Here is a 24,788-nt window from a genome sequence, read left to right as displayed (position 1 = left end):
GTGGGGTACGCCGTGGGAGAGGGAAACCGGCCGGGGGGCAGAATGGGCGGTATGAGCAGCCTCGGCGATCTCAAACGGCAAGTAGTGCATCGCGTTCAGCGATTGGTGGTCAATCCGGTGGGTCGGCAATTGCCGGTGACCATGCTCGAAACGACCGGCCGCAAGAGCGGGCAGCGCCGCCACACCCCGGTCGGCGGACGTGTGGTGGGCAACCAGTTCTGGATGGTCTCCGAACACGGCGAGCACTCGGATTACGTCCGCAACATCAAGGCCAACCCCGCCGTCCGGGTACGCCTTGGTGGTCAGTGGCGAAACGGCACCGCTCACCTGTTGCCCGACGACGACGCGGTGCGGCGGCTGGGCAATCTGCCGCGGCTCAACAGCGCGGTGGTGCGCATCATGGGCAGCGACCTGCTCACCATTCGGGTCGACCTGGACTGACCCGGGCCGCGGGTGTCGGTGCGCACGACTAGCGTCTACGCATGGCATACGACCTCGAGCTGGCCAATCGGATCCGCGAATTGCTGGACCGCAGCGCGGTGTCGACGAGAAGTCGATGTTCGGCGGGCTGGCCTTCCTCGTCGGCGGAAATATGGCGGTCGCGGCCAGCGGGAAGGGTGGATTGATGGTGCGGGTGCCGCCCGAGGACACCGCGACGCTGCTGGTTCGCCCCCACGTCAGCCCGATGGTGATGGCCGGCCGCGAAACCCGGGGCTGGTTGCGGGTCGCGGCCGAGGGCGTGAAAACCAAACGCCAGCTTGCGAGTTGGGTTGACCGCGGCATCGGGTACGCGCGCAGCCTGCCACCGAAGTGACGTTTGCCGGCGCGCGTGGCGGGTACGCGCCGAGCTATGAGCAAGTCGGACGCGTCCAAGCAGCTGGTGCGACGCGTGCTCAAAGCCGGCGGCAGCACGTACGCCCACGAGGCGGGAATCCGGATCAGCGACAAACCCATGCCGCTGTTTCAGCTGCTGGTGTTGTGCATGCTTGCCAGCAAGCCCATCGATGCCGCTATCGCGATGCGTGCGGCACGCGAGCTGTTCAAAGCGGGTCTGCGCACACCCAAGGCCATCCTGGCGGCCGACCGGCAGGAGATGATCGACGCGTTCGGCCGCGCGCACTATGTGCGCTACGACGAAAGTTCGGCGACCCGCCTCACCGAGATGGCGCAGCGGGTGAGCGACGAGTATTTTGGCGATCTGCGCGAAATCGCCGAGCGCAGTCATCACGACCCCGCTCGGGTGAAGCGAATGCTGAAAGAATTTAAGGGAATCGGCGATACTGGCGCCGACATCTACCTGCGCGAGGTGCAGGACGTTTGGCCGTGGGTCCGTCCGTACTTCGACGACCGTGCCACTGCGACAGCGAAGAAGCTGGGGCTACCCGCCGAGCCGGCCGAGCTGGGAGCGCTGGCGCCGCGGGCCAACGCGCGGTTGGCTGCCGCGCTCGTCCGTGCGTCGCTGGACAAAGACCTGCGTAGCCGGATGGCCGGTTGACCGTCCGGATCGGCACTTCGGGGTGGTCGTACGACCACTGGATCGACGTGCTCTACCCGCGCGGCACCGCATCCGCGCGCCGACTGGCCCGGTACGCGCAGGTTTTCGACACCGTCGAGCTCAACGCCAGCTTTTACCGCTGGCCCAAGGATTCGACGTTCACGGGTTGGCGCGACCAATTGCCGCCCGGCTTCACGATGTCGGTCAAGGCCCACCGCGGATTGACCCACTACCGCCGGCTGGGCTCGCCCGAGCCCTGGATCGAGCGATTCGAACGGTGTTGGCAACTGCTGGGCGACCGCCACGGTGTGCTGTTGGTCCAGCTGCATCCAGAATTGCAGCGCGACAACGCCTCTCAAGCGCGACTGGATTCGTTCCTGGATCGCGTGCCGGCAGCCATCCGGGTGGCCGTCGAGTTGCGCCACCCGTCCTGGGACGACCCCGCCGTCTACCAGTCGCTGGAGCGCCACCGCGCCGCGTACGTGGTGATGAGCGGGGCGGGTTTGGCGTGCATACCGCGCGCGACCACCGATCTGGTCTACATCCGCATGCACGGCCCGGACCCGGAGTCGCTCTACGCCGGTTCCTACCCGGACGACGAGTTGCGGTCCTGGGCGGACCGGGTCCTCGCATGGGACCGCGAGGGCCGGGACGTGTGGATGTACTTCAACAACGACCTGGGCGGCCACGCCGTCCGCAACGCGCTCTCGCTGCGAGACCTGGTGAGTTAGTCCGGCGCGCTGATCTCCTGGGCAGGCGGTGGTTCGACCGGCGCCCAGTCGCGGTCGATGACATCCGGTGGGTGCTGGGCTTGCAGGCGTTCCCGCTCGGTACGGCGGCGTTTGATCCGCAGCCGGGCATCGGCCGGCATGGTGACCAGTTCATCGCAGGCCAGGTAGTACACGTCATCGACGACGTCGATCAAGTCGGCCTGGACTCGTCGAGATCCAAGCTCGCGCAACGTCATTCGAAGCTCGTGTGTGAATCGCAGGGTGGTGTCGTGGGCGAGCTCGCGCCAGACGCGGGCGTTAATGGCGATTCGCCGGACCAGCGTCGTGGGCGGGTCCGGTTCGGTGGGCACGCCGGCCGTCTCGGCGGCCGCGGTCAACAGCAGCGCCGGGTCGTCGCCGAAGACTCGGCTGGCCAGCTCCCCCGCTCCGGGTCCGCGGTGCCCGATCTGCGCGATCGCGGCATCCACCAACGCGGCGGTCGGCGGCGAAAGCGCGCGGATGCTGGCGAGATTGCCTTCGGCGGCCATCCCCCGCAGTGGCGGGTCGGCACGCAGCGCGGCGGCCAGCTCGGCGATCACCTCGGTGACCCGGTCGCTTTCCATGATCGCGTTCAGTCCGGGCACGCGGCAGCCCGCCGCGGTGTGTTCTAGTGCCGCCGCGGTGACGCCGGAGTCGATCAACCACAGCGCCGTGAGAATCCAGCCTTGGTGAATGCGGTCTCGCAGCAACCGAACTCGCACACCCAGGCCCGCGTCGGGCAACAGACTCAGTTGTGTGGCATCGGCATGTTCGGCGTTCGCGGCGGCGCTGTAGGCCCGCGTGTCGGCCTTGAGATGACGCATCAGGGCCAGAGATCGCGTCGTGGCGACCGCCTTGGCGACCGACCCGAGCGCTCCGGCTGCCAGCCGGGGTCGACCGAACGGCAGCACATCTGCGACCTGCGGCTGACTGACCAACGCGCGCTTGACGAGGGCCTGATCATCCCAGGCGAGCAGCTGATTGGCGGCGACGACGTTGGTCGACACCCCGACATAGGGGCGGTGACCGAACACCGCGATGGCCCTGCTGCCCCATTCGTCGCCGACCACACCGCCGAGCGTGAGCGCCTGGCCCAGCACCCGGCCGGCCGTGCGTAGTCCGCTCATCTGCACGTCCAGGGTGATCGGGGTCAGCGGCCCGGGCAGCGCCTCGGTGAGGCCGTCGGTGGCGAAGACCGGGAATCGTGGGTCGATGCGGTCGTCGAACTCGCCCTCGACCCCCTCGGGTGCGGCACTGTGCAGGTCGTCGGATGGTGCGGGACGCGGGATAACCTCGACCGGAAGTGCCATCTGCACGCCGTGGCTGGTCGCGCCGCCGGCGCCGAGCTTGCGGCCGACCAGTCCGCGCGCGGTGTCGGCGACCGCATCGAATGCCGGCCAGCCGAACTCGAACTGCCAATCTTCCTGGGCGGCAACGATATCCACCGGAGGAACCAGCTGCGACCAGCTGCGAATCCGATGACTCCGCGACCGGGGGTCCACGGCGCGCAACACCCGCCACGCGGTCACCACGTTGGTGGTGTCCGGGGTAGCCAGATCCACGAAGCCGGTGCGGTCGGTGTTGAGCGCCAAGACCAGAAACCGCACCAGATCGTCGAGGTGCAGCACCCGTATCGGTTGCGCGGACACCTTAGTGCGCAGCAAGGTGGCCACCGTGCGGCACACCATCCAGTCGAGTTGGCGGCCCACCGGCGGCGCCATCCGGATGATCAGGCTTGGCCCCAGGCTCGTGGACACCAGGTCCTCGGCCGGCTCGTAGACCTCAGCGGCGCCGGCGGCCTGGGATACGAACAGCAGGCGCGCACCGGCCCGTCCGGCCGCATGCGTCACATGCGCCACACCGTTGATGCCCGCACTGCCGGGCGCGTCGGGTTCGACCGGCGCCAGATGGATCACCGCGTCGGCTTCGTCGGCCAATTCCTGCAGGACGGGGTCGCTCAGCGGTGCGCAGACGAACTCGACCGCGGGGTCCAGACGGGCGTCTGGATACTCGGCAATGCCGGAAACCGAATGCCCGGCAGCAATCAGCTGCCGTGCAACCAGCCGCCCGACTGTGCCGGTGGCGTCGGTAACCAGGATGTGCACCTGGGCTCACCTCCCCCAACGTCTGACTCGACAATATGCGCGCCTCTATCGCCGCGCGACCGTTACCGGGTGAACGGCAGTGTGGCCTGGCCTTTTAACTCCCCCGCCGGGCTACTGCAGCGTGGCGCCGCCGTCGGCGGTGACGGCCACCTTGGTGCCACCGATATCTTCACGAACAGTGGCCTGCGCCGCGTCGGGATCGGCGATGACCGCCAGCGCCCGGGATCCCTCGGGCGTGCGCACAGCAACGAACGCCTTCTCCGGTTGTCCGTCGCGATCGAACGGCGTCGTCCACGCTTCGACCGTGCCGACACCCTCCCATTGCACCAACCCCTCTCGGGTCGGTTCCCGCTCCACCGCGGATTGCGCGTTCTCCCAACGGAATTCGGTTGGCGGCTCGGTACCGTAGACCCCGAAGCTGTGCTTGGTCAGGTAGCCGCCGTTGGCGGTGATCAGGGCGCGTCGTCCGGGATTGGCCGCCAGCAGTTCGGCCACCGTGGCAATCGAGTGCATCACGTAGTTGCTCCACGGGCCGCCGGCGAAGGTCAGGCCACCGGTGACGGTCAGCGGCCGGGCGGGGTCGTCGGTACTCAATCCGAGCTCGGCGGCCGCCACCTGAACGGCGGACGGAAAGCAGGAGTACAGGTCGACGTAGTCGACGTCGTCGATACCCAGGCCGGCCAGCTGCAGCGCCCGCGCACCGGCGATTCGGATGGCCGCCGACCGGTGCAGTTCGTGGCGCTCCGCGATCGACGGGGTGTCGTAGGCGTCAGTGCCGGCATGCGGATAAATCCAGCGCTCTTCCGGGATGTGCAGGCGCTTGGCCTGCTCGACCGACGTCAGGATCAACGCGGCGCCCTGATCGACCATGTTGTTGGAGTTCATCAGCTTCGTGTAGGGCCAGCTGATCATCCGGTTCTGCGGCCCGGGCTGCGCGATCTCGGCCGCGGTCGCGGGTTTGCGAATCCAGGCGTGTGGGTTGCCGACCGCGACGGCGTTGAAGCGCGCCCACAGCTCCCCGATGCGGTGGCGGTGGTCCTCGACCGACTCGCCGTTGGCGATGCGCAGCGACTGTTCGAACAGCGGGTACACGTAGGCCGGCCGGTCCAGCTTGATCCGGATCTCGGCATCGCCGGCCATCGGCACGTCCTCGCCGCTGACCTGTGCCATCGGCACGGATTCGTCCTGAGCTGTCCACTGCAGCCGGCCGCCCTTGGCCTTCAGCCCCCGCCGGGTGCGCCACGTTTCGGCGCCGGTCAGCAGCACTACCCCGGCGCGGCCCTGCTGGATGTCCAGGCAAGCCTGGTTCAGCAGTGTCTGCGGGACGTTGCCGCCCACCGGGCTGTACAGCGTCGTGAACTTCGGTGCGCCGATCCGCTCGCCGACCAGCAGCCCGGCGTCGCGGTAGGTCGCCGAAAGGACGTTGACCACCCGGACGGAGTCCACGGCCTGCAGTACCTGGTCGCCGGCGGCCTGCTGAGCTGCGGCGACCATCAGGTCGACGGGTTCGACCGAACGAGTTTCCGGGTCGATCTCATCACGGTGGTTGACCTGGCCGTAGCCGATCAGCACCGGTGTTTTGGGGTCGACGGGCATGGGACGAATTTATCGTGGCGACCGCGCGCTCCCCGCCGGCGGTGTGCTTACCTGCTGTCGGCGGCCGCGAACAGCACCTGATCGGTGATCAGGCGGTCGATCTCCTCGGCGCTCATGCCGAGCAGTGTCCGGCAGAGCTCCCGGGTGTCCTGACCGGGCAGGGGTGCGGGCCGCTGCGGGGCCGCCGGGATGTGGCGGAACGGCGCCGGCCCCGTCTCGGCCGGCAGCGGGCGCTCGACCAGCGGATGCACCATATCGCTGAGCAGCTTGCGCTCGACCAGTTGCGGGTCGGCGAGGACATCCGGTGGACGGTTCATCGGGCCGGCCGGTATCCCGGCCGCCTGCAACGCTTCGGCGGCTTGTGCCGGGGTTCGGGTGTGCGTCCAGGCGGCGACCAGCCGCACCAGCTCCGCGCGATGGGCCGTGCGCGCCTCGCCGGTCGCGAAGCGCGGATCGTCGGCCAGCTGAGGATGATCGAAAAACGCGGTGAGACAACGCCATTCGCTGTCTGAGCGGATCGAGATGACGCACCATTCGTCATCGCCTGTGCACGGGTATACCGCGTGCACGCTGGTGTCGTCGCAGACGGCGGCGCCGGCTCCCAGCGCGGCCTGGGTGACGTACAGGGTGTCCAGCTGATTGACGACGACCTCGGCTTGCGAGATGTGGACATGGGCCGGGTCGCCGGTCCGGTCGCGGCGGATCAGCGCCGCCAGTGCCGCGATCGCGGTGACCCGTCCCACGATGTGGTCGGGAAAGATCGTCGTCGCGTCGTAGAACGCGTGCCGTGCCCCGGCGGCACGCGCTTCGGCGGAAGCTTCTTCGGATGTCCACAGACTGGTCACGCCGGTGGTGGCGCGGACCAGCGGACCGTAACCCATGCGCCTGCTCCACGGCCCCCGGTTTCCGAACGCGCTGCTGCCCGCGAGCACGATGCGGGGGTTGATCGCGCGCAGGGCTTCGAATGAAAACCCAAGCGAGGTAAGGGTTCCCGGCTTGAAGTTGGCGAACACCGCGTCGGCCTCGGCGACCAGTCGGCGAAAGATCTCCTTGCCCTGCTCGCTGCGCAGGTCCAGGCCCAGCGCCAGGTGATTGCGGTGGGTCCAGGCGAACGACTCGCTCATCACCGCGCCGACTCGTGACTGCCGCAGCCCGTCGGGATAGTTGGCGCTTTCGACCTTGATGACCTGCGCGCCCAGGTCCCCGTAGAGCCGGCTCAGCTCGCCGCCGGCGACGATCACGCCCAGGTCGAGAATCCTGAGGCCCGCGAACGGATACTCGCCGGCCGTGCCCGACGGGGCCGCGGTCACCGGGTCGGCCAGCCAGCGCGGTTCGTCGGCTCCGGCGGCCGGAGCCGGGGTCCGGAAGCCGCAGCGTTCGTCGTCGACCACGAAATATCCGGTGGGCACGTCGGTGCGCACTCCGGGCACCAGCTCGGCGCTGGTGATCGCGCCGACGGCCTGGAAGTGCTCGGAGGCCAGGATCCGCGAGGGCGTCAGCACCGCCGAGATCGGCACTCCGTGCGCCTGGCCTTCGGCCACCAGCTCCTTCATCGTCTTGTCGGCGAACAACGCGTCGACCAGGACGCTGATCTGCGGCCATGCGGCGAACCGGGCGCCGAGCGTGTCGTAGCTGGGGTCCTGGAATTCCTCCGGCTCCCCTAACCACCGGCGCAGGCCGCGCCATTGCCGGGGCGCCATCACGCAGAGCCGGACGTAGCCGTCCCGGCACGGGCAGATCGGGTAAGGGTCCTGGTTTTTCGGCCGGCCCCGCCACCCGCTGGTGCGTTGTCCCGCGCTGGCCTGCCCATGCGCGCCGAATGCCGGGTCCAGCGCCATCACGACCGCGTCGAAACGTGAGAAGTCAATGTAATCGCCTGTGCCACAACGTAATTTGTTGTAATAGGCGACGAGCACCGCCCAGGTCGCCTGCACGGCGGCGGTGGCCGAGGCGATGCCGTCGGGCGGCAATACGGGGGTGCCGACGGTCGGTCCGGAGCGCGACAGCGCCCCCGACATCGCGAAGAGCACCGGGTCGGTCGCACGCCACGACGAGCGCGGGCCGGTGGCGCCGAAGTCGGTGATCGAGAGCACGACCAGATGCGGGTAGCGATCGGCCAGCTCGACCGCCGAAGCGCCGAACGTGGCGGCCTGATCCGCCGCGTCGACGAGGATGTCGGCTTCCCCGACCAGCGCGAAGAAACTGCGGCGGTCGTCGTCGTCGCGCGAATCCAGCACCACGCTGCGCTTGTTGGCATTGTGCACGGCGAACGGGATGCTGGCACCGGCCAGCGTGGGCCGGTCGTGACGGGCGGGGCTGCCGCCCGGCGGTTCCACCTTGACGACGTCGGCTCCCAGGTCGGCAAGCAAGCGGGTCACCGTGTCGCTAACGCCGCCGGACAAGTCGATGATGCGCACCGCGGCGAGCAACTTGTCGGCCATCCGCTCACCGTACCGGCCCCGTGTGGCCAAATGCACAGCCGCTCAACCTGGTTCGGACGGGCTTCGGATCGGCCGGGCTGACCGGCTACGCTGCGTAGTTTGTCGTCCGCCGAGGAATGGAGAGTCGGTCCTTGAGTGCGCACTTGAGTTACGTCGAAGCGGTTCTGGTCGGCGCCGCGCAGGGTGTGACCGAGCTGTTCCCGGTGTCCAGCCTCGGCCACTCGATACTGGTGCCGGCCCTGGTCGGTGGCCAGTGGGCGCGCGACTTGGACGTGTCCGCACCGAAGTCGCCTTACCTGGCGTTCATCGTCGGCCTGCACGTCGCCACCGCCGCCGCGCTGCTGGTGTTCTTCTGGCGCGATTGGCTGCGCGTGCTGGCCGGATTCGGTTCGTCGGTGCGGCACCGCCGGATCCAGACGTCCGACGAGCGGTTGGCGTGGCTCCTGGTCGGCGGCACCATTCCGGTGGGCCTGGCGGGCCTCTTTCTGGAAAGGCTCTTTCGCACCACGCTGGGCAAGCCGATCCCGGCGGCAATCTTCCTGCTGCTCAATGGAATCGCCCTGTACGCCGGCGAGGTGCTGCGTCGCCGCGCCGCCGCCGCGGTCCCCGAATCGGTCGGCGCGCCCGCCGGGCACTCCGGCGAGGCCGTCGACAGCCGGCTCGCCCAGCTGCCCATCGGGCGGGGCGTGCTGATCGGCGCCGCCCAGATCCTGGCGCTGCTGCCCGGCATCAGCCGTTCCGGCATCACCATCGTCGCCGGCCTGTGGCGCGGCTTGTCGCACGAGGACGCCGCCCGCTTCTCCTTCTTGCTGGCGACACCGATCATCCTGGCCGCCGGCGTCTACAAGATCCCCGATCTGTTCGGGCCGCTGGGCAGCGGCATCGGTGGCCAGGTGCTGGCGGGCAGCATCGCGTCCTTCATCTGCGCCTACCTCGCCGTACGCTTCCTCACCCGGTACTTCGAAACCCGCACCCTGACACCGTTCGCCATCTACTGCGCGGTGTTCGGGGCCGGGAGCCTGGCCTGGCTCTGCTTGCATTAAGCAGGAGGTGTCTGGAGATGAGCGATCAGGAATCAGTGTGGGATTACCCGCGGCCTCCACGCGTCGAGCCGTTCACCGGATCGATAACCGTTGAGCTGGGCGGCCAGGTCATTGCCTCCACCAGCCACGCCTGGCGAGTCCTGGAGACCAGTCATCCGCCGACGTATTACCTGCCGCGTGAGGCGTTCGCCGACGGCGCGGTGCGTTCTGCATCCGGCAGCTCCTGGTGCGAATGGAAAGGCCGGGCGAGCTACTACGACCTGGTCGGCGGCGACGTCATCGCCCCCAGGGCGGCGTGGAGTTATCTGAATCCAACCCCGGGCTTCGAATCGATCGCCGGTGCGCTGGCCGTGATGGCCGCCGCCGTCGACCGGTGCACAGTCAACGGCGAGGTCGTCACCGCGCAGCCCGGTGGCTTTTACGGGGGCTGGATCACCAGCTGGGTCGTCGGCCCGTTCAAGGGTGTCCCCGGTTCGGCGGGCTGGTGAGCGATCGCTGGTGAGACATCATTGCGCGGCACGACGTCGAGTGCTGTGCTAACCGGATGGCAGACAACGCGGCTCACGCTCTCAAGATTCGCGACAAGGTCATCGTGATCACCGGCGGCGCGCGGGGAATCGGGCTGGCCACCGCGACCGCCTTGCACAACCTGGGCGCCAAGGTCGCGATCGGCGACATCGACGAGGTCAGAGTCAAGGAGTCCGGCGCCGCCCTCGGCCTCGACGTGTACGGCAAGCTCGATGTGACCGATCGGCACTCGTTCGCCGAATTCCTCGACGAGGTGGAGCGCCAGCTCGGCCCCGTCGACGTGCTGATCAACAACGCCGGCATCATGCCGCTCGGCCGCATCATCGAGGAGCCCGATGCGGTCACCCGGCGCATTCTGGACATCAACGTGTACGGCGTCATGCTGGGCACCAAGCTGGCGCTGGAACGCATGATCGCGCGCCGGCAAGGCCACATCATCAACGTCGCCTCGCTGGCCGGGGAGACCTATATCGCCGGTGCGGCCACCTACTGTGCCAGCAAACACGCCGTGGTCGGCTACACCGACGCGGCCAGGATCGAATACCGCGGCACCGGTGTGCAGTTCTCGCTGGTGAATCCGACGTTCGTCAACACCGAACTGATCGCCGGAACCCAGGGAGCCAAGGGCATCAAGAACGCCGAACCCTCCGACATCGCCGACGCGATCGTCGGGCTGGTCGGCCACCCCAAGCCGCGGGTTCGCGTCACCCGGCTGGCCGGGGCGATCATCGCCGCACAGAAGTTCCTGCCCCGATCGGTATCCGAGGGCCTCAATCGCCTCCTCGGTGGTGAGCACGTCTTCACCGACGACGTCGACGTCGAGAAGCGCAAGGCCTACGAGGACCGCGCACGCGGCGAGCAGTGATCGCCTCGCGTGGCGACGTTCGCCGGGCGCGCGGACAATCGGGCACGTGAGCTTGCAAACCCCGACAACCGCGCCCGAAGCACTCTCCGACGACGAACTCACGCTGATCGACAAGTATTGGCGCGCCGCCAACTATCTGTCGGTCGGGCAGATCTACCTGCTCGACAATCCCCTGCTCAACGAGCCTCTCGCGGCTGACCACGTCAAACCCCGGCTGCTGGGGCATTGGGGCACCACGCCTGGGCTCAACCTCATCTACGCGCACCTGAACCGGATCATCCGCAATCGGGATGCCAATGTCATCTACGTCACCGGGCCCGGCCACGGCGGTCCGGGCCTGGTCGCCAACGCTTACCTCGAAGGCACCTACACCGAGATCTACAGCGCGATCGGCGAGGACACCGAAGGGCTGCGCAAGCTGTTTCGCCAGTTCTCGTTCCCCGGCGGCATCCCCAGCCACGTCGCGGCCCAGACCCCGGGATCCATCCACGAGGGCGGTGAACTCGGCTACGCACTGGTGCATGCGTTCGGTGCGGCGTTCGACAACCCCGACCTGGTGGTCGCGTGCGTCATCGGCGACGGCGAAGCCGAGACGGGTCCGCTGGCGGCCGGCTGGCACTCGAACAAATTCCTCAACCCGGCCGTCGACGGCGCGGTGCTGCCGATCCTGCACCTCAACGGCTACAAGATCGCCAACCCGACCGTGCTGGCCCGGATCCCGCACAGCGAACTCGAATCTCTGCTGCGCGGGTACGGCTACCGGCCGATCACGGTCGCCGGCGACGACCCGGCCACCGTGCATCAAGAACTGGCCGCCGCCTTCGACGACGCTTTTGACGACATCGCCGGCATCCAGCGCGCAGCACGCGACGGCCGGCAAACCGACCGTCCGGTGTGGCCGATGATCGTGCTGCGCACGCCGAAAGGCTGGACCGGGCCCAAGGAAGTCGACGGCAAGCATGTCGAGGGCACCTGGCGGTCTCACCAGGTGCCGTTGTCCGAGACGCACGACAATCCCGCGCACCGCGCGCAGCTCGAAGAGTGGATGCGCAGCTATCGGCCCGACGAGTTGTTCGACTCCCACGGCGTGCTGCGCCCCGAGCTGCGCCGGCTCGCCCCGAAGGGGCAACGGCGGATGAGCGCCAACCCGCACGCGAACGGCGGCCTGTTGCTGCGCGAGCTGGATCTGCCGGACTTCCGCGGCTACGCGGTGCCGGTCGAAAAGCCGGCGGCGTCCACCCACGAGGCCACCCGGGTGCTGGGAACCTTCCTGCGCGACGTCATCACCCACAACCCCGACCGCTTCCGGCTGATGGGGCCCGACGAAACCGCCTCCAACCGGTTGTCGGCCGTGTTCGAGTCGACCGACAAGGTGTGGATGTCCGAAGTCGAGCCGGACGACGAGGGCCTGGCGCCCGACGGCCGGGTGATGGAGGTGCTCTCCGAGCACCTGTGCCAGGGCTGGCTGGAGGGCTATTTGCTCACCGGGCGGCACGGGTTGTTCAACTGCTACGAGGCGTTCGTGCACATCGTCGACTCGATGCTCAACCAGCACGCGAAATGGCTGGCCACCAGCCGCGAACTGCCGTGGCGGCAGCCGATCGCGTCGCTGAACTACCTGTTGAGCTCGCATGTGTGGCGTCAGGACCACAACGGCGCGTCCCACCAGGACCCGGGGTTCATCGACCTGGTCGCCAACAAGCGCGCCGAGATCGTGCGCGTCTATCTGCCGCCGGACGGCAACACACTGCTGTCGGTGGCCGATCACTGCCTGCGCAGCCGCGACTACATCAACGTGATTGTCGCCGGCAAACAACCCGCCCTGTCCTACCTCGGCATCGACGAGGCGATCGCCCACTGCACCCGCGGCCTGGGGATCTGGGATTGGGCGAGCACCGCGACCGAGGAACCGGACGTGGTGCTGGCATGCGCCGGCGACATCCCCACCCAGGAGGCGCTCGCCGCTGCCGACATCCTGCGCCGCGAGCTGCCCGACCTGGCCGTGCGACTGGTCAACGTCGTCGACCTGATGCGCCTGCAGCCGGACTCCGAGCATCCACATGGATTGCCGGACAAGGAGTTCGACGCGTTGTTCACCCGCGACAAGCCGGTCATCTTCGCGTATCACGGCTATCCCTGGCTGATCCATCGGCTGTGCTATCGCCGCATCAATCACCCGCACATCCATGTCCGCGGTTTCAAGGAGCGCGGCACCACCACGACGCCGTTCGACATGGTGATGCTCAATGACCTCGACCGTTTCCACCTGGTCATCGACGTCATCGACCGGGTCGACGGGTTGTCCAGCCGCGCCGCGCTGCTGCGGCAGCGGATGGTCGACGCGCGGCTGAACGCCCGCCGCTACACCCGCGAGCACGGCGAGGACGACCCGCAGATCGCGAACTGGAAGTGGGAATCTCGGCAGTCGTCGTGACCTGGGCGGCAGCGGCGCGCAGGTAAACTCGGCCGGGATGTCTGAGCACGCCACGGCCCTCGATGCCGTTGACCTGCACCCGGTGGTGTCGCAATTGTCGGCGCTGCACCGGCTGCGGCTGTACTTCGACATTGCCGTGGTGGTCGCGGTGCTGGTGCTGACCAACCTGGTCGCGCACTTCACCACGCCGTGGGCGAGTGTCGCGACAGTGCCGGTCGCAGCGGTCGGGCTGGTCGTGTTGATGCGTGCCAGCGGTTTGGACTGGGTCGACCTGGGCCTCGGCCGGGAGCACTGGAAATCCGGGCTGGGCTACGCGCTGGGGGCGGTGGCCGTCGTGGCGTCGGTGATCGCGGTCGGCGTACTGCTGCCCATGACGCGGCCGATGTTCCTGAACAACCACTACGCGACGGTCTCCGGCGCGCTGATCGCCTCGATGGTCATCATTCCGCTGCAGACCGTGATTCCCGAGGAGCTGGCCTTCCGGGGTGTGCTGCACGGCACGCTGCATCGGGCCTGGGGATTCCGCGGGGTCGCACTCGTCGGCTCCTTGCTGTTCGGCCTGTGGCACGTTGCCACGTCGCTGGGACTGACCAGCAACAACGTCGGCTTCACCCGGCTGTTCGGCGGCGGGTTCGTCGGCATGGCCGCCGGCGTGACATTGGCCGTGGTGGCGACCGGCAGCGCGGGCTTTGTGTTCAGCTGGCTGCGCCGGCGCAGCGGCAGCCTGATCGCTCCGATCGCACTGCACTGGTCATTGAACGGGCTGGGCGCCCTGGCCGCGGCCCTGGTCTGGCATCTGTCGACCTGACCTACACCAGCAGCACCGCTGCCCCGGCGATGCGCCCGCCGGCCAAATCGCTCAGTGCCCGGGCGGCTTGATCGAGTGGATACTCCGGCGTCGTCACCTCGATGTGATGACGGCCGGCGAAGTCGAGAAACTCGCGCGCGTCGGCCCGGGTATTCGAGGTGACCGAGCGAATCTGGCGCTCCTGGAACAGGTGACGCTGATAGTTCAGGGCCGGGATATCCGACAGGTGGATTCCGGCGATCGCCAACGTGCCGCCGCGGTCCAGCGCCTCGCAGGCGGGCAGCACCAGATCCCCGACCGGGGCGAACAAAATGGCAGCATCCAGCGGCACCGGCGGCGGATCCGCCGCCCCCTGAGCCGATGCCGCGCCCAGGGCCAATGCCAGTTCGCGTGCCTGCTCGCCGCGGGTCATCACGTGCAGCTCGGCGCCCTGGGCCAACGCGACCTGGGCGGTGATGTGCGCGCTGCCGCCGAAGCCGTAAATGCCCAGCCGGCCACCTGGCGGTAGCTGCGCCCGCAGCAGCGAACGGTATCCGATGATACCGGCGCACAACAGCGGCGCGAGCTCGCTGTCGCTGTAACCGATCGGCAGGTGGTGCGCGAAAGCCGCTGGAACCGTCGCGAATTCGGCGTACCCGCCGTCGGCATCCCAGCCGGTGTAGCGGGACTGCGGGCAGAGGTTTTCGTCGCCTCGGCGGCAGTATTTGCACACACCGCAGGTGTGACGCAGCCAGGCGATGCCCACCCGATCCCCCACGTTGAACCCGTCACCGGCCTCGGCGCCCACCTCGACGACCTCGCCCACGACTTCGTGACCGGGGGTGACGTGGGCGCGGTGCACCGGGAGGTCACCCTCAGTGACGTGCAGGTCGGTGCGGCATACCCCGCAGGCCCGCACGGCGACCAGCAACTCCGAGGGCGCCGGCCGCGGCACTTCCGTGGTGACCCGCTCCAGCGGGTCGGTGTCCATCGGGCCGGGCCGACGCACCCGCCACGCGGTCATTGTGGTCGTCGCTGAGGCCATCACCCCATCATGCCGCTATGCGCCGCCACCCCGCATGGGCCCAAAGGCCCTGGTGCTACAGGGTCTTCGTGCGCGAGGTGGCGAACTTGTAGATCAACAACAGGATCACCGCGCCGACCAGCGCACCCAGGAAGGAGTGCTGAATGGGCGGGTGAATGTCGAACTGGTGCGGTGGGAAGACGATGCTGCCCAGGGTGCCGCCGACATACGAGCCGACGATGCCGAGCAGTGCGGTGGCGACCCAGCCCATCGGCTGCTTGCCGGGTACCAGCAGGCGCGCGACCAGGCCGACGATCAGACCCAAGACGATCAGCCAGACGATATGCAGAATCATGACCGGCTCCTTCGATTTAACTGACAGACGGGACGTGTGGCCGTATACCCCGTCGGAGCCGACTCAACCGCCTCGGCGAAACGCCCCTTCTGATGCCGCAATTCGGCTTGATGCGGCGACGCGCAATGCCCCCGGGCGGGTCGCAAATTCGCGCCACACCCGATTTGCCACAGATCGCCCGGCCGATCAGCTCCTGCGCACCAGGCCGACAATCCAGAGCAGAATCACCGACCCCAGTAACGCGGTGAAGAAGGTGAAGATCCAGCCGCCGGCCGCGGTGTCGAAGAAGAAGCTCAGCAAAAAGCCGCCGATCAGTGCGCCGACGATACCGATCACGATGTTCATCAAGATTCCGGAGCCGGAACCCTTCATGATCTTGCCCGCGGCCCATCCGGCAAGACCGCCGATGATGATGTAACCGATCAGGCCGACGCTCGTCGTCGTGGTCGATCGGGCCAGGTACTCGGTAGCCGCCATGACATCCATGCGAGTCTCCTTGCGGTTCGTTGCCAGAGCTCAGCCTAAAAGCCGGCGTCGTCGTGGCGGTATACCCCCGTTTACAGGTCAGGCACTAAACGACGTCGGCTGCGGCGCCGGGCTCGGGGTAGGAGTGACCTCGCTCGCGGGTGCCTGGCCCGGGACCTGGCCGGGCAGCGGGGCGGGGGCTCCCGGGGCCGGTGCCGGAGATGCCGGAGCCGCGGCGGGCGCGCCCGGAGCCGGCGGTGCGCCCGGCGCCGGCGGTGCGGTGAACGGCAGGATCGACTCCGCCAGTGCCTTGGCTCCGACCTTGTCTACCGGGTTGTTGCCGGTACCGAGCCAAACGACAAACCAGCGCTGGGGCGGACCGGCGGACGCTGCGTTGGGAGCGCTGACCACACCGGTCCAGATCTGTCCGTTGGGTTTGCTCGGATCGCTGAACTTGACCTCGTAGAACGACGAGCTTCCGGTGATGCCATTGGCACCGGTGAGCGGGGTGGATTCCTGATTGATCCGGGTGCCGGGGTACGGCATGAAGAACTCACCCATGTCCGAGCCCAGCCGGACGGCGGCCTTGGCGTCATTGGCTTCCGCACTCGCGTAGAGCTTCTGGTCCAGGCGGCCCATCACAATGCGGGTGTCGTTTGCCACCGGCGCGGGCTGACCGGGCTGCGGCGGCGGACCGATCATCTTGCTGAGCAGCGCGGAACCATAGTCGAGGTGCGAGGCGTCCGACTCGGCCCACCCACCGGGAAGCAGGTAGCTGAACCCGCCGACGACATTGGTGATGCGGGCGGCGTTGGGGTCGACGGGCGGCGGCGGCGCAGGGGCGTTGGGGTCCACCGGCGGGGGCGGCGGGGGCACCGGCGCGTTCGGGTCACCGGCGGCCGGCTGCCCGGCGGGTGCGGGGCCGCCCGGCGCAGGCGCGGCGGTCGTCGGCGCGGGTGCGCCCGCAGCCGGGGCCGGGGCCGAGGTCGTTGCCGGCACCGGCGTCGGGACCTCGGGATCGGCATGAACGGGGGCCGGCAACGCGAAAGTGATGGCACTGGCACTGGTCACCGTGGCGATCGCCAGCGTCGCCCACAGGCCCTTGCGACGTGTCGAGTGTGAGTCCACCTGATCCATGGCGACGAACCTACCGTGTTACCGCTGCGACGCAAGGATGCCGTGCTGGCGATGCGCGCGTTGTTGCCGGAGCGCAACCTTCGGTGAGTCTGCGCAGTTCACTGTGGGTCGGCGCGACGCGGTGTCGCCGGATACAGCGCCACTTCACGCGCTTTGACCGAAAACCACACCCGGTCTCCGAGGGTCAGTTCCAGCTCGGCAGCCGCCTCGGCGGTGATCTCAGCGGCCAGTCCAGGGGCGCCGTCGGGCTGTTGCTCGCCTCGCACCACGACCGCGGGTCCGCGAATATCCAGCTCTGAGACGGTGACCTCGACGCAGTTGCGGGGGCTGCCGTGCGGCAGGTCCCGGTAGACCGACACCGCCGTCGGTCCGAACACGGCGATCGAATCCTGCCCGTCGGTCAGCTCGGCGCCCAGCTGCTCGGCGGGGGTTCCGTACCAGCGGACGCCGTTGCGGGTCCGCAGAGAGCCGTCGGGCCCGATGGTTCCGCTGACCAGATTGACGCCGGCAATGCGGGCCCCGAAATGGCTGCGCGGCGCGGTGAGCACCTCGGGAACCGGGCCGACTTCGGCGATCCTGCCGCCCTCGAGCACCAGCGCCCGATCGGCCAGGGTGAACACGTCGAGCAGGTCGTGGGTGATCAGGACGGCCGCGCAGCCGCTGCGGGCGACTGCGGTCCGCAACACCGCGCGGATGGCGGCGGCCGCCCCGACGTCCAGCCCGGTCAGCGGCTCGTCGAGCAGCAGCACCTCGGGTTCGGCGGCCAACGCTCGTGCGATCGCCACCCGCTGAGCCTGGCCGCCGGAGAGCTGTCTCGGTTTGCGGTCGGCGAACTGCTCGGCACCCACCTCGCGTAGCCAGCGCAGGGCCGTCTGCTTCTCGGTGGCGCAAGCCGACCGGAAACGGCCACGACGGCTCCGCGGCCCGAATGCCACGTTGGCGGCGACGCTCAGGTGCGGGAACAGCAGTGGGTCCTGCAGCAGTAGCCCGACCCGGCGGTCGTGCGTCGCCACGTCGACCCTGGCGGCGGTGTCGGTCAGCACCCGATCCCCCAACCGCACCACGCCCTCATCCGGGCGAACCAGACCGGCGATGACGTGCAGGGCGGTCGACTTTCCCGCGCCGTTGGGTCCGAGCACCGCGAGCACCTCGCCCGGGGACACCGAAAACTCCACGTCCAACTGGCGGTCGGCGACGACCGCGCGAAGCTGCAGCTCGCTCACCGGCTACCCAGCCTCCGTTCCGGTCAGTCGACGAGCGCCCAGGCCGAGCACCACCAGCGCGGCCACCGCGACGAGCAGAATCGACAGTGCCACGGCCGCATTCGCGTCGGTCACCCGTTGCAGATAGATCTCCAGCGGCAGGGTGCGGGTAACCCCTTGGCGCGAACCCGCGAAAGTCAGCGTCGCGCCGAACTCGCCCAGCGAGCGGGCGAACGCGAGCACCGCGCCGGACGTCAGTCCGGGCAGCAGCAGCGGCAGGGTGACCCGCCACCACACCGTGCTGGGGCGTGCCCCGAGCGTGGCCGCGACCACCTCATAGTTGGCGCCCGCCGTGCGGGCCGCGCCCTCGAGGGAAATCACCATAAACGGCAACGAGACAAAGGTCTGCGCCAGCACCACGGCGGTGGTGCTGAAGGCGATGCTCAAGCCCGCGGCTTCCAGGTACTGCCCGAGCAGCCCGAGCCGGCCGAACGCGTAGAGCAACGCGATACCTCCCACCACCGGTGGCAGCACCAGCGGCAACAGGATCAGGGGCCGCAGCAACCGGACCAGCAGGGCCGTACTGCGGGCCAGCACCAGTGCCATCGGCACGCCCAGCAGCACGCACAGGACGGTGCTTGCGGCCGCGGTCTTGAGGCTGAGCAGCAGCGCCGTCTTTGACGACGCGCTGGTGATCAGCGACCAGAAATTCGGCCAGTCGACCTTGACCGCGATCGCCAGCAGCGGCAACACCACGAAGGCGGCTCCGACGGCGGCAGGCACATACACCCAGCGGGGCAGGTTCGTGGGCCGGCGCACGGTTGCGGGTCAGGGTTTCGCGAAGCCGTATTGAGCCAGGATTTTCTGGCCGGCGTCAGAGGTCACCAGCGTCACGAACTTGCGCGCGGTCGCCGGTTGCGACGCCTTCTTCAACACCCCGATGGGGTAGACGTTGATCGCACCCGCGGCTTCGGGAAAGTTGACCGTCGCCACTTTGTCTTTCGCGTTCTTCGCATCCGTGACGTAGACCAGCGCGGCGTCGGCCTGCCCGGTGGTCACCTTGTTGAGTACGTCGGTCACGCTGGTTTCCTCGCTGACCGGGCTGAGATGCACCCCGGTGCTGTCTTCGATGCGCTGGGTCGCCGCCCCGCATGGCACCGGCTTCTGGCAGATCACCACGTTGACGCCCGGCTTGGCCAGATCGGCGAAGGAGCCGATGTTGCGCGGATTGCCCGGCGCGGTGACGATGACCAGCGTGTTGGCGGCAAAATTCGTCGGGTTCCCGGCGAGCAGCCCGGCCTTGACGACGGTGTCCATCTGCGCGGTGTCCGCCGACGCGAACACGTCGGCGCTCGCACCCTGCGTCAGTTGGGTGGCGAGTTCGGAGGAGCCGGCGAATTCGAATTCGACGCCGCTACCGGGATTGTCGGCCTTGAACTGCTGACCGAACTGGGTGAACGCCGGCTTGAGCGATGCCGCGGCGAACACCACGATCGAAGCGGGCGGCGACGGCGACTGACCGGGTGACGAGGACGGTTTCGAGCTACAGGCGACCAGGCCCGCGACGAGGATCGTGCATACCGACCAGGACAGCACCGCGATCCGACGCATGGTCAGACCCTAGCTTGCGGCAGAGGGAGCAGTGCCGACCAAAGAGTTATCGAAAATTGTCCGCGCGTCGTGGCGTCCTTAGTTTCCCCTTAGAACTACTGTCCAGTAACATTCGGCGTAGATTGACGCCATACGCGCTGAGATCCCAGGCATCGGTCCTGTGGCGTGACACCATCGGAATCACGATCACATCGCCGAGCAGAGCGTTAACGCTGGTGAAGGCCAGGGTCTGGGGTTCAACGTTGAACACGAGGAGGATGGCTGTGGAGGTGCTGGTCACCGGCGGCGACACGGATCTGGGGCGGACAGTAGCCGAGGGATTTCGCGATGGCGGTCACAAGGTGACCCTCGTGGGTGCACGGCGCGGCGACCTCGAGGTCGCCGCCAAAGAGCTCGACGTCGACGCGATCGTCTGCGACACCACCGACGCGGCCAGCCTCGAAGAGGCTCGTGGGTTGTTCCCCCACCATTTGGACACCATCGTCAACGTGCCCGATAGCGGCTGGAGCGATGGCGACCCACGCACATATTCGCTGTCCGACACCGCCGCCGTATGGCGCAGTTCGCTCGAGGCGACCGTGCTGTCGGCGGTGCTGACGGTGCAGGCGGTTGGCGATCACCTGCGCTCCGGTGGCTCCATCATCAGCGTCGTGCCGGAAAACCCGCCCGCGGCCAGTGTCGACGCCGCGATCAAAGCCACGCTGTCGAGCTGGATCGCCGGACAGGCCGGCATTTTCGGCACTCGCGGGATCACGGTGAACGCCGTGGCGAGCGGACGCAGCGCCCAAGCCGGTTACGAAGGGCTCTCGCGCACATCGCCTTCCGTCGCCGACGAGGTCGCACGGTTGGCGTTGTTCCTGACCACCCCGGCGGCCCGCCACATCACCGGCCAGACCCTGCACGTCAGCCACGGCGCCCTCGCGCGTTTCGCCTAGGCAGTATTCAAACGGGGTCCAAATCCCCTGTGTGCCAAGATGTTTGGTGATACGCCAAGCGGAAACCATTGCCGAACAGATCAAGAGCAAGGTCTACGGCTGTTGTTCGACATGTAACGGGCGTCGCATTCGGTGCCGGACATGACGCGAATCACGTTGGCGCGACCAGCGGCAATGGATCGGTGTGGTTGATTGCACAGGCTTACTATCTGGGTTTTGGGGCGGCCGGATGACTAGCGTTGTAGCTAACTGAGACCGCATCCCACGAAGCCCCACCAGGAGCATTCAAAGCAATGAGCCCCCAGCAAGAAGGCACAGCTGATCCGAAGCGACGCCATCAGGTCGTCATCATCGGATCGGGTTTCGGCGGACTCAATGCGGCAAAGAAACTCAAGCATGCCGACGTCGACATCAAATTGATCGCCCGCACCACTCACCACCTGTTCCAGCCGTTGCTCTATCAGGTGGCCACCGGCATCGTGTCCGAAGGCGACATCGCCCCGCCCACCAGAGTCGTGCTGCGGCGGCAGCGCAATGTCCAGGTGCTGCTCGGCGACGTCACGCACATCGATCTCGCCGGCAAGTTCGTCGTCTCGGACTTGCTGGGTCACACGTACGAAACTCCTTATGACAGCCTGATCGTCGCCGCCGGCGCCGGCCAGTCCTACTTCGGCAACGACCAGTTCGCGGAGTTCGCCCCCGGCATGAAGTCGATCGATGACGCACTCGAGGTGCGGGGCCGAATCCTGAGCGCCTTCGAGCAGGCCGAGCGGTCTCGCGATCCGGAACGACGAGCCAAACTCTTGACGTTCACCGTCATCGGGGCCGGGCCCACCGGCGTCGAAATGGCCGGGCAGATCGCGGAATTGGCAACCCACACCCTGAAAGGTTCGTTCCGGCACATCGATTCCACCCGGGCGCGGGTGATTCTGCTCGACGCCGCGCCCGCGGTGCTGCCGCCGTTCGGCGAGAAGCTGGGCACTCGGGCGCGTGCACGGCTGGAGAAGATGGGCGTCGAGATCCAGTTGGGGGCGATGGTGACCGACGTCGACCGCAACGGCATCACCGTCAAAGATTCCGACGGCACCATCCGACGTATCGAGTCCGCCTGCAAGGTCTGGTCCGCGGGTGTCCAGGCCAGCGGTTTGGGCAGTGACCTCGCAGACCAGTCGGCCGCCGAACTCGACCGTGCGGGACGAGTCAAGGTGCTGCCCGATCTTTCCGTGCCCGGATATCCCAACGTCTTCGTCATCGGCGACATGGCCGCGGTCGAGGGAGTGCCGGGAGTCGCGCAGGGCGCGATCCAGGGTGCCAAGTACGTCGCCAGCACGATCAAAGCCGAACTCGCGGGCGCCGACCCCGCGCAGCGAGCGCCCTTCCAGTACTTCGACAAGGGCTCGATGGCCACGGTGTCGAGGTTTTCGGCGGTGGCCAAGGTCGGGCCGCTGGAGTTCAGCGGTTTCATCGCCTGGCTGATGTGGCTGGTGCTGCACCTGGTGTATCTGGTCGGGTTCAAGACCAAGGTCAGCACCCTGCTGTCCTGGACTGTGACCTTCCTCAGCACCCAGCGTGGGCAGCTGACCATCACCGAGCAGCAGGCGTTCGCGCGCACCCGCATCGAACAGCTTGCGGTGCTGGCCGCGGAAGCGAAGCGACCTGCCGCTGCCAGAAAGGCGAGTTAGCCGACCAGCCGGTCGGCCTGCCACGTGCTGAGCGTCCCGCCACCTGCCAACTCCAGCACCGTGGCGACGCTGGGCATCTCAGTGAATTCTGCTGCCGGGTAACATAATTCGCTGACTGTCGCGCGTGGGGCAGCGATGCTGTCGTCGGCCACCGACCCGGCGCCCAAATCCACCCGGTGCCGCAGCAGGGGGCGATCGTGCCGGTCGGCGCGCAGCGATCCCGACCAGAAGCCTTCGCGCTCGTTGCATCTACCGATCTGCACTCGCTCGCGAAAGCGGACGCGGCCGTCGTCGCGCAGGATCAGCGCCACCGTCGAGATGTGCCGCGCATCGGCGGCCACGACGGTCGGCTCCAGATCGACGTCGAGGCTGCCGCTCACCTCGATACTCCAATCGCTTTGCGAGGTAGGCGTTTTAGGCCCGGGTAGCGCCACGGTGGCCGCGGCGCTGCGCAGCTTCAAGACCGCGCCGGTTTCGACGACGACCCGGATGCTGATGGTGTCACCGCCCAACGGGGTGGCTGCCGCCGATACCAGGTGCACGGTGTCGGGCGCCGTGCAGCGGGCTTGAATGCCACCGCCCCACTGGATGCGCGGCCAGCGGTCACGCGAGGCGACCAGCACAACCTCAGAGTGCATTGGCGCCCAGCTGAGCATGCACCCAGGCCAGCACCTCGGTGGCGGCGGGGTCCTTGGTCAGTGACTGCAGCACCGTCGGGCGGCCGTCGCGCACTGCGTGGGCATCGCGGGCCATCACGTCCAGGTCGGCACCAACCAGCGGTGCAAGATCAATCTTGTTGACTACCAACAGATCCGAGTAGGACACCCCCGGACCGCCCTTGCGTGGCACCTTGTCGCCGCCGGCCACGTCGATCACGAAGATCTGGACGTCGACCAAGCCCGACGAAAACGTCGCCGTCAAGTTGTCGCCGCCGGATTCGACCAGGATCAGGTCCAACGCATCGTGCGCGCCGATCAGATCGTCGATCGCGTCGAGGTTCGCGGTGATGTCGTCGCGAATCGCCGTGTGCGGGCAGCCGCCCGTCTGCACGGCCGCGATCCGGTCGTTCGGCAGCACCGCGTGCTTACGGAGGAAGTCGGCGTCCTCGGTGGTGTAGATGTCGTTGGTCAGCACCGCCAGCGACAGCTCGTCACGCAGTTGCCGGCACAGCGCGGCGACGAGCGCGGTCTTCCCGGAGCCGACCGGACCGCCGACTCCGATGCGCAGCGGCTCCCCCGACTGCCTGACGCGTTTCGGGCGCTCGGTGTGCGAATGACTGTGGGAATGTGGTGGCATGTCGTGTCTTTCAGGGCTCGCGCTCGGCGTGGTTTAGGCCAGCGTATCGACCGAAAGATGGCCGAGTCGGCGAGGTGGGGATTCGCCAGTCGAGGCCATTCCCAGGAAAGTCACAGCCGCTGAGGGCTGCGACGAACTTGAAGTCCAAGGCCGAGCCTGTACCTTAAACCGTGGCGCGCCGAGACGGCCGCCCGGACGAGTTCGCCGTACCCGGAGAGCGAAAAGACGGTGACCGCGGGATGCCCATCAGCCCTGGTACGACGACTACATCGTTCTGCTGATGTCGGTGACGATCATCGGCCTGGGCGTCTTGTACCTCGCGGTGACGCGAGCCCACACCAAGAGCGACGCGCCACACGCCGACGCCATCCCGAAAGCATAAGCACAGCAGCATCTTTCACGACACGAACAGCGGCCGCTCGCGTTCGGCGTGGCGCTGGGCCAGGGTATCGAGCAGCGGGTCCGACAGATCGGCCAGCCCCGCGGCCGCCTCGTCGGCGGTGCGCTCGCACACCGGCGCCAGCCGAAACGTCAGCGCCGCCACGTCGGCCGGGTCCAGCGCCAGCAGCCGCTGGGCCGCGGTCGCCGAGCCCGTCATCGTGGTGTAGACGATCGCCAGCGCGGTGTGCTCGGGATTCAGGCCGCTGACCGCGCCGACCCGTCCCGCGGCGACGGCGAGGTGCGGTCGCGGGCCGAGATCGTCCCAGCAGACATCGGGCCAGACCCGTCGCGCCAGCCTCGCCAACCCGCGGCCCTGGCCGCGTGAGGCTCGCCGGGCCGCCGGTGCCGGGGTGCGGGCGTCGGTCTCCTGATCGGCTCGATCGGCGTCAAGCTCGCCGCGATGAACCGCCGCGGCGATCGACGCCGTGACCAATCCGTGGCTGCGGATCCGCCGCTGCAAGAACGCTTCCAGCGTGTCCAGGTCGACTACCAGGCCGCCGGTGACAGCTTCTTCCGCGCCGCCGGAATGCACGTGAGCCCCGGCCGGCAGTCGCGAATCGGCCAGGGTGAGCAGCGTCGCCAATGCGGACATGTGAC

At 68.0% G+C, this 24,788-nt stretch carries 23 protein-coding genes, 1 pseudogene and 1 riboswitch; of the genes and pseudogenes, 11 read left to right on the top strand and 13 right to left on the bottom strand.

Translation table 11 applies throughout. The features are described 5' to 3' along the window. Positions 1–51 precede the first annotated feature (51 nt). The 4 genes and pseudogenes from AAHS21_RS11370 (at position 52) to AAHS21_RS11355 (ending at position 2,226) form a co-directional block, all read left to right on the top strand. Positions 52–441: a nitroreductase family deazaflavin-dependent oxidoreductase gene (locus AAHS21_RS11370; RefSeq protein ID WP_342927757.1), complete on the top strand. Its 390-nt coding sequence runs from the start codon at positions 52–54 to the stop codon at positions 439–441. Between the two features lie 41 nt (positions 442–482). Continuing rightward, a pseudogene (locus tag AAHS21_RS11365) lies at positions 483–814 on the top strand (TfoX/Sxy family protein). Positions 815–850: 36 nt separating this feature from the next. Beyond that, positions 851–1,495 carry an endonuclease gene (locus AAHS21_RS11360; RefSeq protein WP_342927756.1) on the top strand — a complete coding sequence of 215 codons (645 nt, stop codon included), beginning with the start codon at positions 851–853 and terminating at the stop codon, positions 1,493–1,495. Beyond that, on the top strand, positions 1,492–2,226 hold the full coding sequence (locus AAHS21_RS11355) for a DUF72 domain-containing protein (RefSeq protein ID WP_342927755.1): 735 nt from the start codon (positions 1,492–1,494) through the stop codon (positions 2,224–2,226). The genes AAHS21_RS11360 and AAHS21_RS11355 overlap by 4 nt, the downstream gene beginning before the upstream one ends. Here AAHS21_RS11355 and AAHS21_RS11350 read toward each other — a convergent pair. From AAHS21_RS11350 to AAHS21_RS11340, 3 genes are all read right to left on the bottom strand, one after another. After that, positions 2,223–4,349 carry an NAD-dependent epimerase/dehydratase family protein gene (locus tag AAHS21_RS11350; RefSeq protein WP_342927754.1) on the bottom strand — a complete coding sequence of 709 codons (2,127 nt, stop codon included), beginning with the start codon at positions 4,347–4,349 and terminating at the stop codon, positions 2,223–2,225. The two genes, AAHS21_RS11355 and AAHS21_RS11350, sit on opposite strands and share 4 nt — an antisense overlap. A gap of 111 nt (positions 4,350–4,460) precedes the next feature. Next, on the bottom strand, positions 4,461–5,945 hold the full coding sequence (locus tag AAHS21_RS11345) for an acetyl-CoA acetyltransferase (protein WP_342927753.1): 1,485 nt from the start codon (positions 5,943–5,945) through the stop codon (positions 4,461–4,463). A 47-nt stretch (positions 5,946–5,992) separates the two neighbouring features. Next, entirely contained in the window at positions 5,993–8,386 is a 2,394-nt protein-coding gene (locus AAHS21_RS11340; protein ID WP_342927752.1) for a CoA transferase, read from the bottom strand. A 131-nt stretch (positions 8,387–8,517) separates the two neighbouring features. Between AAHS21_RS11340 and AAHS21_RS11335 the strand changes: the two genes are divergently transcribed. Genes AAHS21_RS11335 through AAHS21_RS11315 form a run of 5 tightly spaced genes read left to right on the top strand, consistent with a single transcriptional unit; the run spans position 8,518 to position 14,064 of the window. Further along, entirely contained in the window at positions 8,518–9,429 is a 912-nt protein-coding gene (locus AAHS21_RS11335) for an undecaprenyl-diphosphate phosphatase (RefSeq protein ID WP_342927751.1), read from the top strand. Positions 9,430–9,446: 17 nt separating this feature from the next. Beyond that, positions 9,447–9,917: a DUF427 domain-containing protein gene (locus tag AAHS21_RS11330; protein ID WP_342927750.1), complete on the top strand. Its 471-nt coding sequence runs from the start codon at positions 9,447–9,449 to the stop codon at positions 9,915–9,917. Between the two features lie 56 nt (positions 9,918–9,973). Beyond that, positions 9,974–10,822: an SDR family oxidoreductase gene (locus tag AAHS21_RS11325; protein ID WP_342927749.1), complete on the top strand. Its 849-nt coding sequence runs from the start codon at positions 9,974–9,976 to the stop codon at positions 10,820–10,822. Positions 10,823–10,868: 46 nt separating this feature from the next. Further along, complete coding sequence (locus tag AAHS21_RS11320) at positions 10,869–13,256, top strand: phosphoketolase family protein (RefSeq protein WP_342927748.1); 2,388 nt, start codon at positions 10,869–10,871, stop codon at positions 13,254–13,256. A 37-nt stretch (positions 13,257–13,293) separates the two neighbouring features. Next, positions 13,294–14,064 carry a CPBP family intramembrane glutamic endopeptidase gene (locus AAHS21_RS11315; RefSeq protein ID WP_342927747.1) on the top strand — a complete coding sequence of 257 codons (771 nt, stop codon included), beginning with the start codon at positions 13,294–13,296 and terminating at the stop codon, positions 14,062–14,064. A gap of 1 nt (position 14,065) precedes the next feature. Here the strand turns inward: AAHS21_RS11315 and AAHS21_RS11310 are convergent, their stop codons facing one another. The 7 genes from AAHS21_RS11310 to modA form a co-directional block, all read right to left on the bottom strand. Next, complete coding sequence (locus AAHS21_RS11310) at positions 14,066–15,088, bottom strand: zinc-binding alcohol dehydrogenase family protein (protein WP_342927746.1); 1,023 nt, start codon at positions 15,086–15,088, stop codon at positions 14,066–14,068. 55 nt (positions 15,089–15,143) lie between these two features. Next, positions 15,144–15,422, bottom strand: a complete 279-nt coding sequence (locus tag AAHS21_RS11305) for a GlsB/YeaQ/YmgE family stress response membrane protein (RefSeq protein WP_096287812.1) — start codon at positions 15,420–15,422, stop codon at positions 15,144–15,146. Positions 15,423–15,608: 186 nt separating this feature from the next. After that, positions 15,609–15,908 carry a GlsB/YeaQ/YmgE family stress response membrane protein gene (locus AAHS21_RS11300; RefSeq protein ID WP_342927745.1) on the bottom strand — a complete coding sequence of 100 codons (300 nt, stop codon included), beginning with the start codon at positions 15,906–15,908 and terminating at the stop codon, positions 15,609–15,611. 78 nt (positions 15,909–15,986) lie between these two features. After that, positions 15,987–17,024, bottom strand: a complete 1,038-nt coding sequence (locus AAHS21_RS11295; RefSeq protein WP_342927744.1) for an alanine and proline-rich secreted protein Apa — start codon at positions 17,022–17,024, stop codon at positions 15,987–15,989. 98 nt (positions 17,025–17,122) lie between these two features. Beyond that, positions 17,123–18,247, bottom strand: coding sequence for a sulfate/molybdate ABC transporter ATP-binding protein (locus AAHS21_RS11290; RefSeq protein ID WP_342927743.1), 1,125 nt, complete (start codon positions 18,245–18,247; stop codon positions 17,123–17,125). A 3-nt stretch (positions 18,248–18,250) separates the two neighbouring features. After that, entirely contained in the window at positions 18,251–19,045 is a 795-nt protein-coding gene (locus tag AAHS21_RS11285; protein WP_342927742.1) for an ABC transporter permease, read from the bottom strand. A gap of 9 nt (positions 19,046–19,054) precedes the next feature. After that, positions 19,055–19,837 carry a molybdate ABC transporter substrate-binding protein gene (gene modA, locus AAHS21_RS11280; RefSeq protein ID WP_342927741.1) on the bottom strand — a complete coding sequence of 261 codons (783 nt, stop codon included), beginning with the start codon at positions 19,835–19,837 and terminating at the stop codon, positions 19,055–19,057. Between the two features lie 257 nt (positions 19,838–20,094). Here modA and AAHS21_RS11275 point away from each other — a divergent pair, with 257 nt between their 5' ends. Together AAHS21_RS11275 and AAHS21_RS11270 are read left to right on the top strand one after the other, a co-directional pair. Then, positions 20,095–20,772 (top strand): SDR family oxidoreductase, encoded by a 678-nt coding sequence (locus AAHS21_RS11275; protein ID WP_342927740.1) that lies wholly within the window; start codon positions 20,095–20,097, stop codon positions 20,770–20,772. Positions 20,773–21,065: 293 nt separating this feature from the next. After that, entirely contained in the window at positions 21,066–22,454 is a 1,389-nt protein-coding gene (locus AAHS21_RS11270) for an NAD(P)/FAD-dependent oxidoreductase (RefSeq protein WP_342927739.1), read from the top strand. On the opposite strand, the gene AAHS21_RS11265 is transcribed toward AAHS21_RS11270, so the two are convergent. The 3 genes from AAHS21_RS11265 to AAHS21_RS11255 form a co-directional block, all read right to left on the bottom strand. Then, on the bottom strand, positions 22,451–23,092 hold the full coding sequence (locus tag AAHS21_RS11265; RefSeq protein ID WP_342927738.1) for an urease accessory protein UreD: 642 nt from the start codon (positions 23,090–23,092) through the stop codon (positions 22,451–22,453). The genes AAHS21_RS11270 and AAHS21_RS11265 overlap by 4 nt on opposite strands. Then, positions 23,082–23,750 (bottom strand): urease accessory protein UreG, encoded by a 669-nt coding sequence (gene ureG / locus AAHS21_RS11260; protein WP_342927737.1) that lies wholly within the window; start codon positions 23,748–23,750, stop codon positions 23,082–23,084. Before ureG ends, AAHS21_RS11265 begins: the two co-directional genes overlap by 11 nt. Positions 23,751–23,922: 172 nt before the next feature. After that, positions 23,923–23,985: riboswitch (guanidine-III (ykkC-III) riboswitch) on the top strand. Positions 23,986–24,147: 162 nt separating this feature from the next. Next, positions 24,148–24,783 carry an urease accessory UreF family protein gene (locus tag AAHS21_RS11255; RefSeq protein ID WP_342927736.1) on the bottom strand — a complete coding sequence of 212 codons (636 nt, stop codon included), beginning with the start codon at positions 24,781–24,783 and terminating at the stop codon, positions 24,148–24,150. Positions 24,784–24,788: the final 5 nt, after the last annotated feature.

The sequence above is a fragment of the Mycobacterium sp. 050272 genome (assembly GCF_039023525.1).
Classification (GTDB): domain Bacteria; phylum Actinomycetota; class Actinomycetes; order Mycobacteriales; family Mycobacteriaceae; genus Mycobacterium.
The sequence above is the reverse complement of the archived record's forward strand: the minus strand, read 5'-3'. Positions and strand labels throughout refer to the sequence as shown.

Coding starts and splice junctions, on each gene's coding strand:
- AAHS21_RS11370 (WP_342927757.1), top strand. CDS start 52: ATGAGCAGCCTCGGCGATCTCAAACGGCAAGTAGTGCATCGCGTTCAG.
- AAHS21_RS11360 (WP_342927756.1), top strand. CDS start 851: ATGAGCAAGTCGGACGCGTCCAAGCAGCTGGTGCGACGCGTGCTCAAA.
- AAHS21_RS11345 (WP_342927753.1), bottom strand. CDS start 5,945: ATGCCCGTCGACCCCAAAACACCGGTGCTGATCGGCTACGGCCAGGTC.
- AAHS21_RS11340 (WP_342927752.1), bottom strand. CDS start 8,386: ATGGCCGACAAGTTGCTCGCCGCGGTGCGCATCATCGACTTGTCCGGC.
- AAHS21_RS11330 (WP_342927750.1), top strand. CDS start 9,447: ATGAGCGATCAGGAATCAGTGTGGGATTACCCGCGGCCTCCACGCGTC.
- AAHS21_RS11325 (WP_342927749.1), top strand. CDS start 9,974: ATGGCAGACAACGCGGCTCACGCTCTCAAGATTCGCGACAAGGTCATC.
- AAHS21_RS11315 (WP_342927747.1), top strand. CDS start 13,294: ATGTCTGAGCACGCCACGGCCCTCGATGCCGTTGACCTGCACCCGGTG.
- AAHS21_RS11310 (WP_342927746.1), bottom strand. CDS start 15,088: ATGGCCTCAGCGACGACCACAATGACCGCGTGGCGGGTGCGTCGGCCC.
- AAHS21_RS11305 (WP_096287812.1), bottom strand. CDS start 15,422: ATGATTCTGCATATCGTCTGGCTGATCGTCTTGGGTCTGATCGTCGGC.
- AAHS21_RS11300 (WP_342927745.1), bottom strand. CDS start 15,908: ATGGATGTCATGGCGGCTACCGAGTACCTGGCCCGATCGACCACGACG.
- AAHS21_RS11295 (WP_342927744.1), bottom strand. CDS start 17,024: ATGGATCAGGTGGACTCACACTCGACACGTCGCAAGGGCCTGTGGGCG.
- modA (WP_342927741.1), bottom strand. CDS start 19,837: ATGCGTCGGATCGCGGTGCTGTCCTGGTCGGTATGCACGATCCTCGTC.
- AAHS21_RS11275 (WP_342927740.1), top strand. CDS start 20,095: ATGGCTGTGGAGGTGCTGGTCACCGGCGGCGACACGGATCTGGGGCGG.
- AAHS21_RS11270 (WP_342927739.1), top strand. CDS start 21,066: ATGAGCCCCCAGCAAGAAGGCACAGCTGATCCGAAGCGACGCCATCAG.
- AAHS21_RS11265 (WP_342927738.1), bottom strand. CDS start 23,092: ATGCACTCTGAGGTTGTGCTGGTCGCCTCGCGTGACCGCTGGCCGCGC.
- ureG (WP_342927737.1), bottom strand. CDS start 23,750: ATGCCACCACATTCCCACAGTCATTCGCACACCGAGCGCCCGAAACGC.
- AAHS21_RS11255 (WP_342927736.1), bottom strand. CDS start 24,783: ATGTCCGCATTGGCGACGCTGCTCACCCTGGCCGATTCGCGACTGCCG.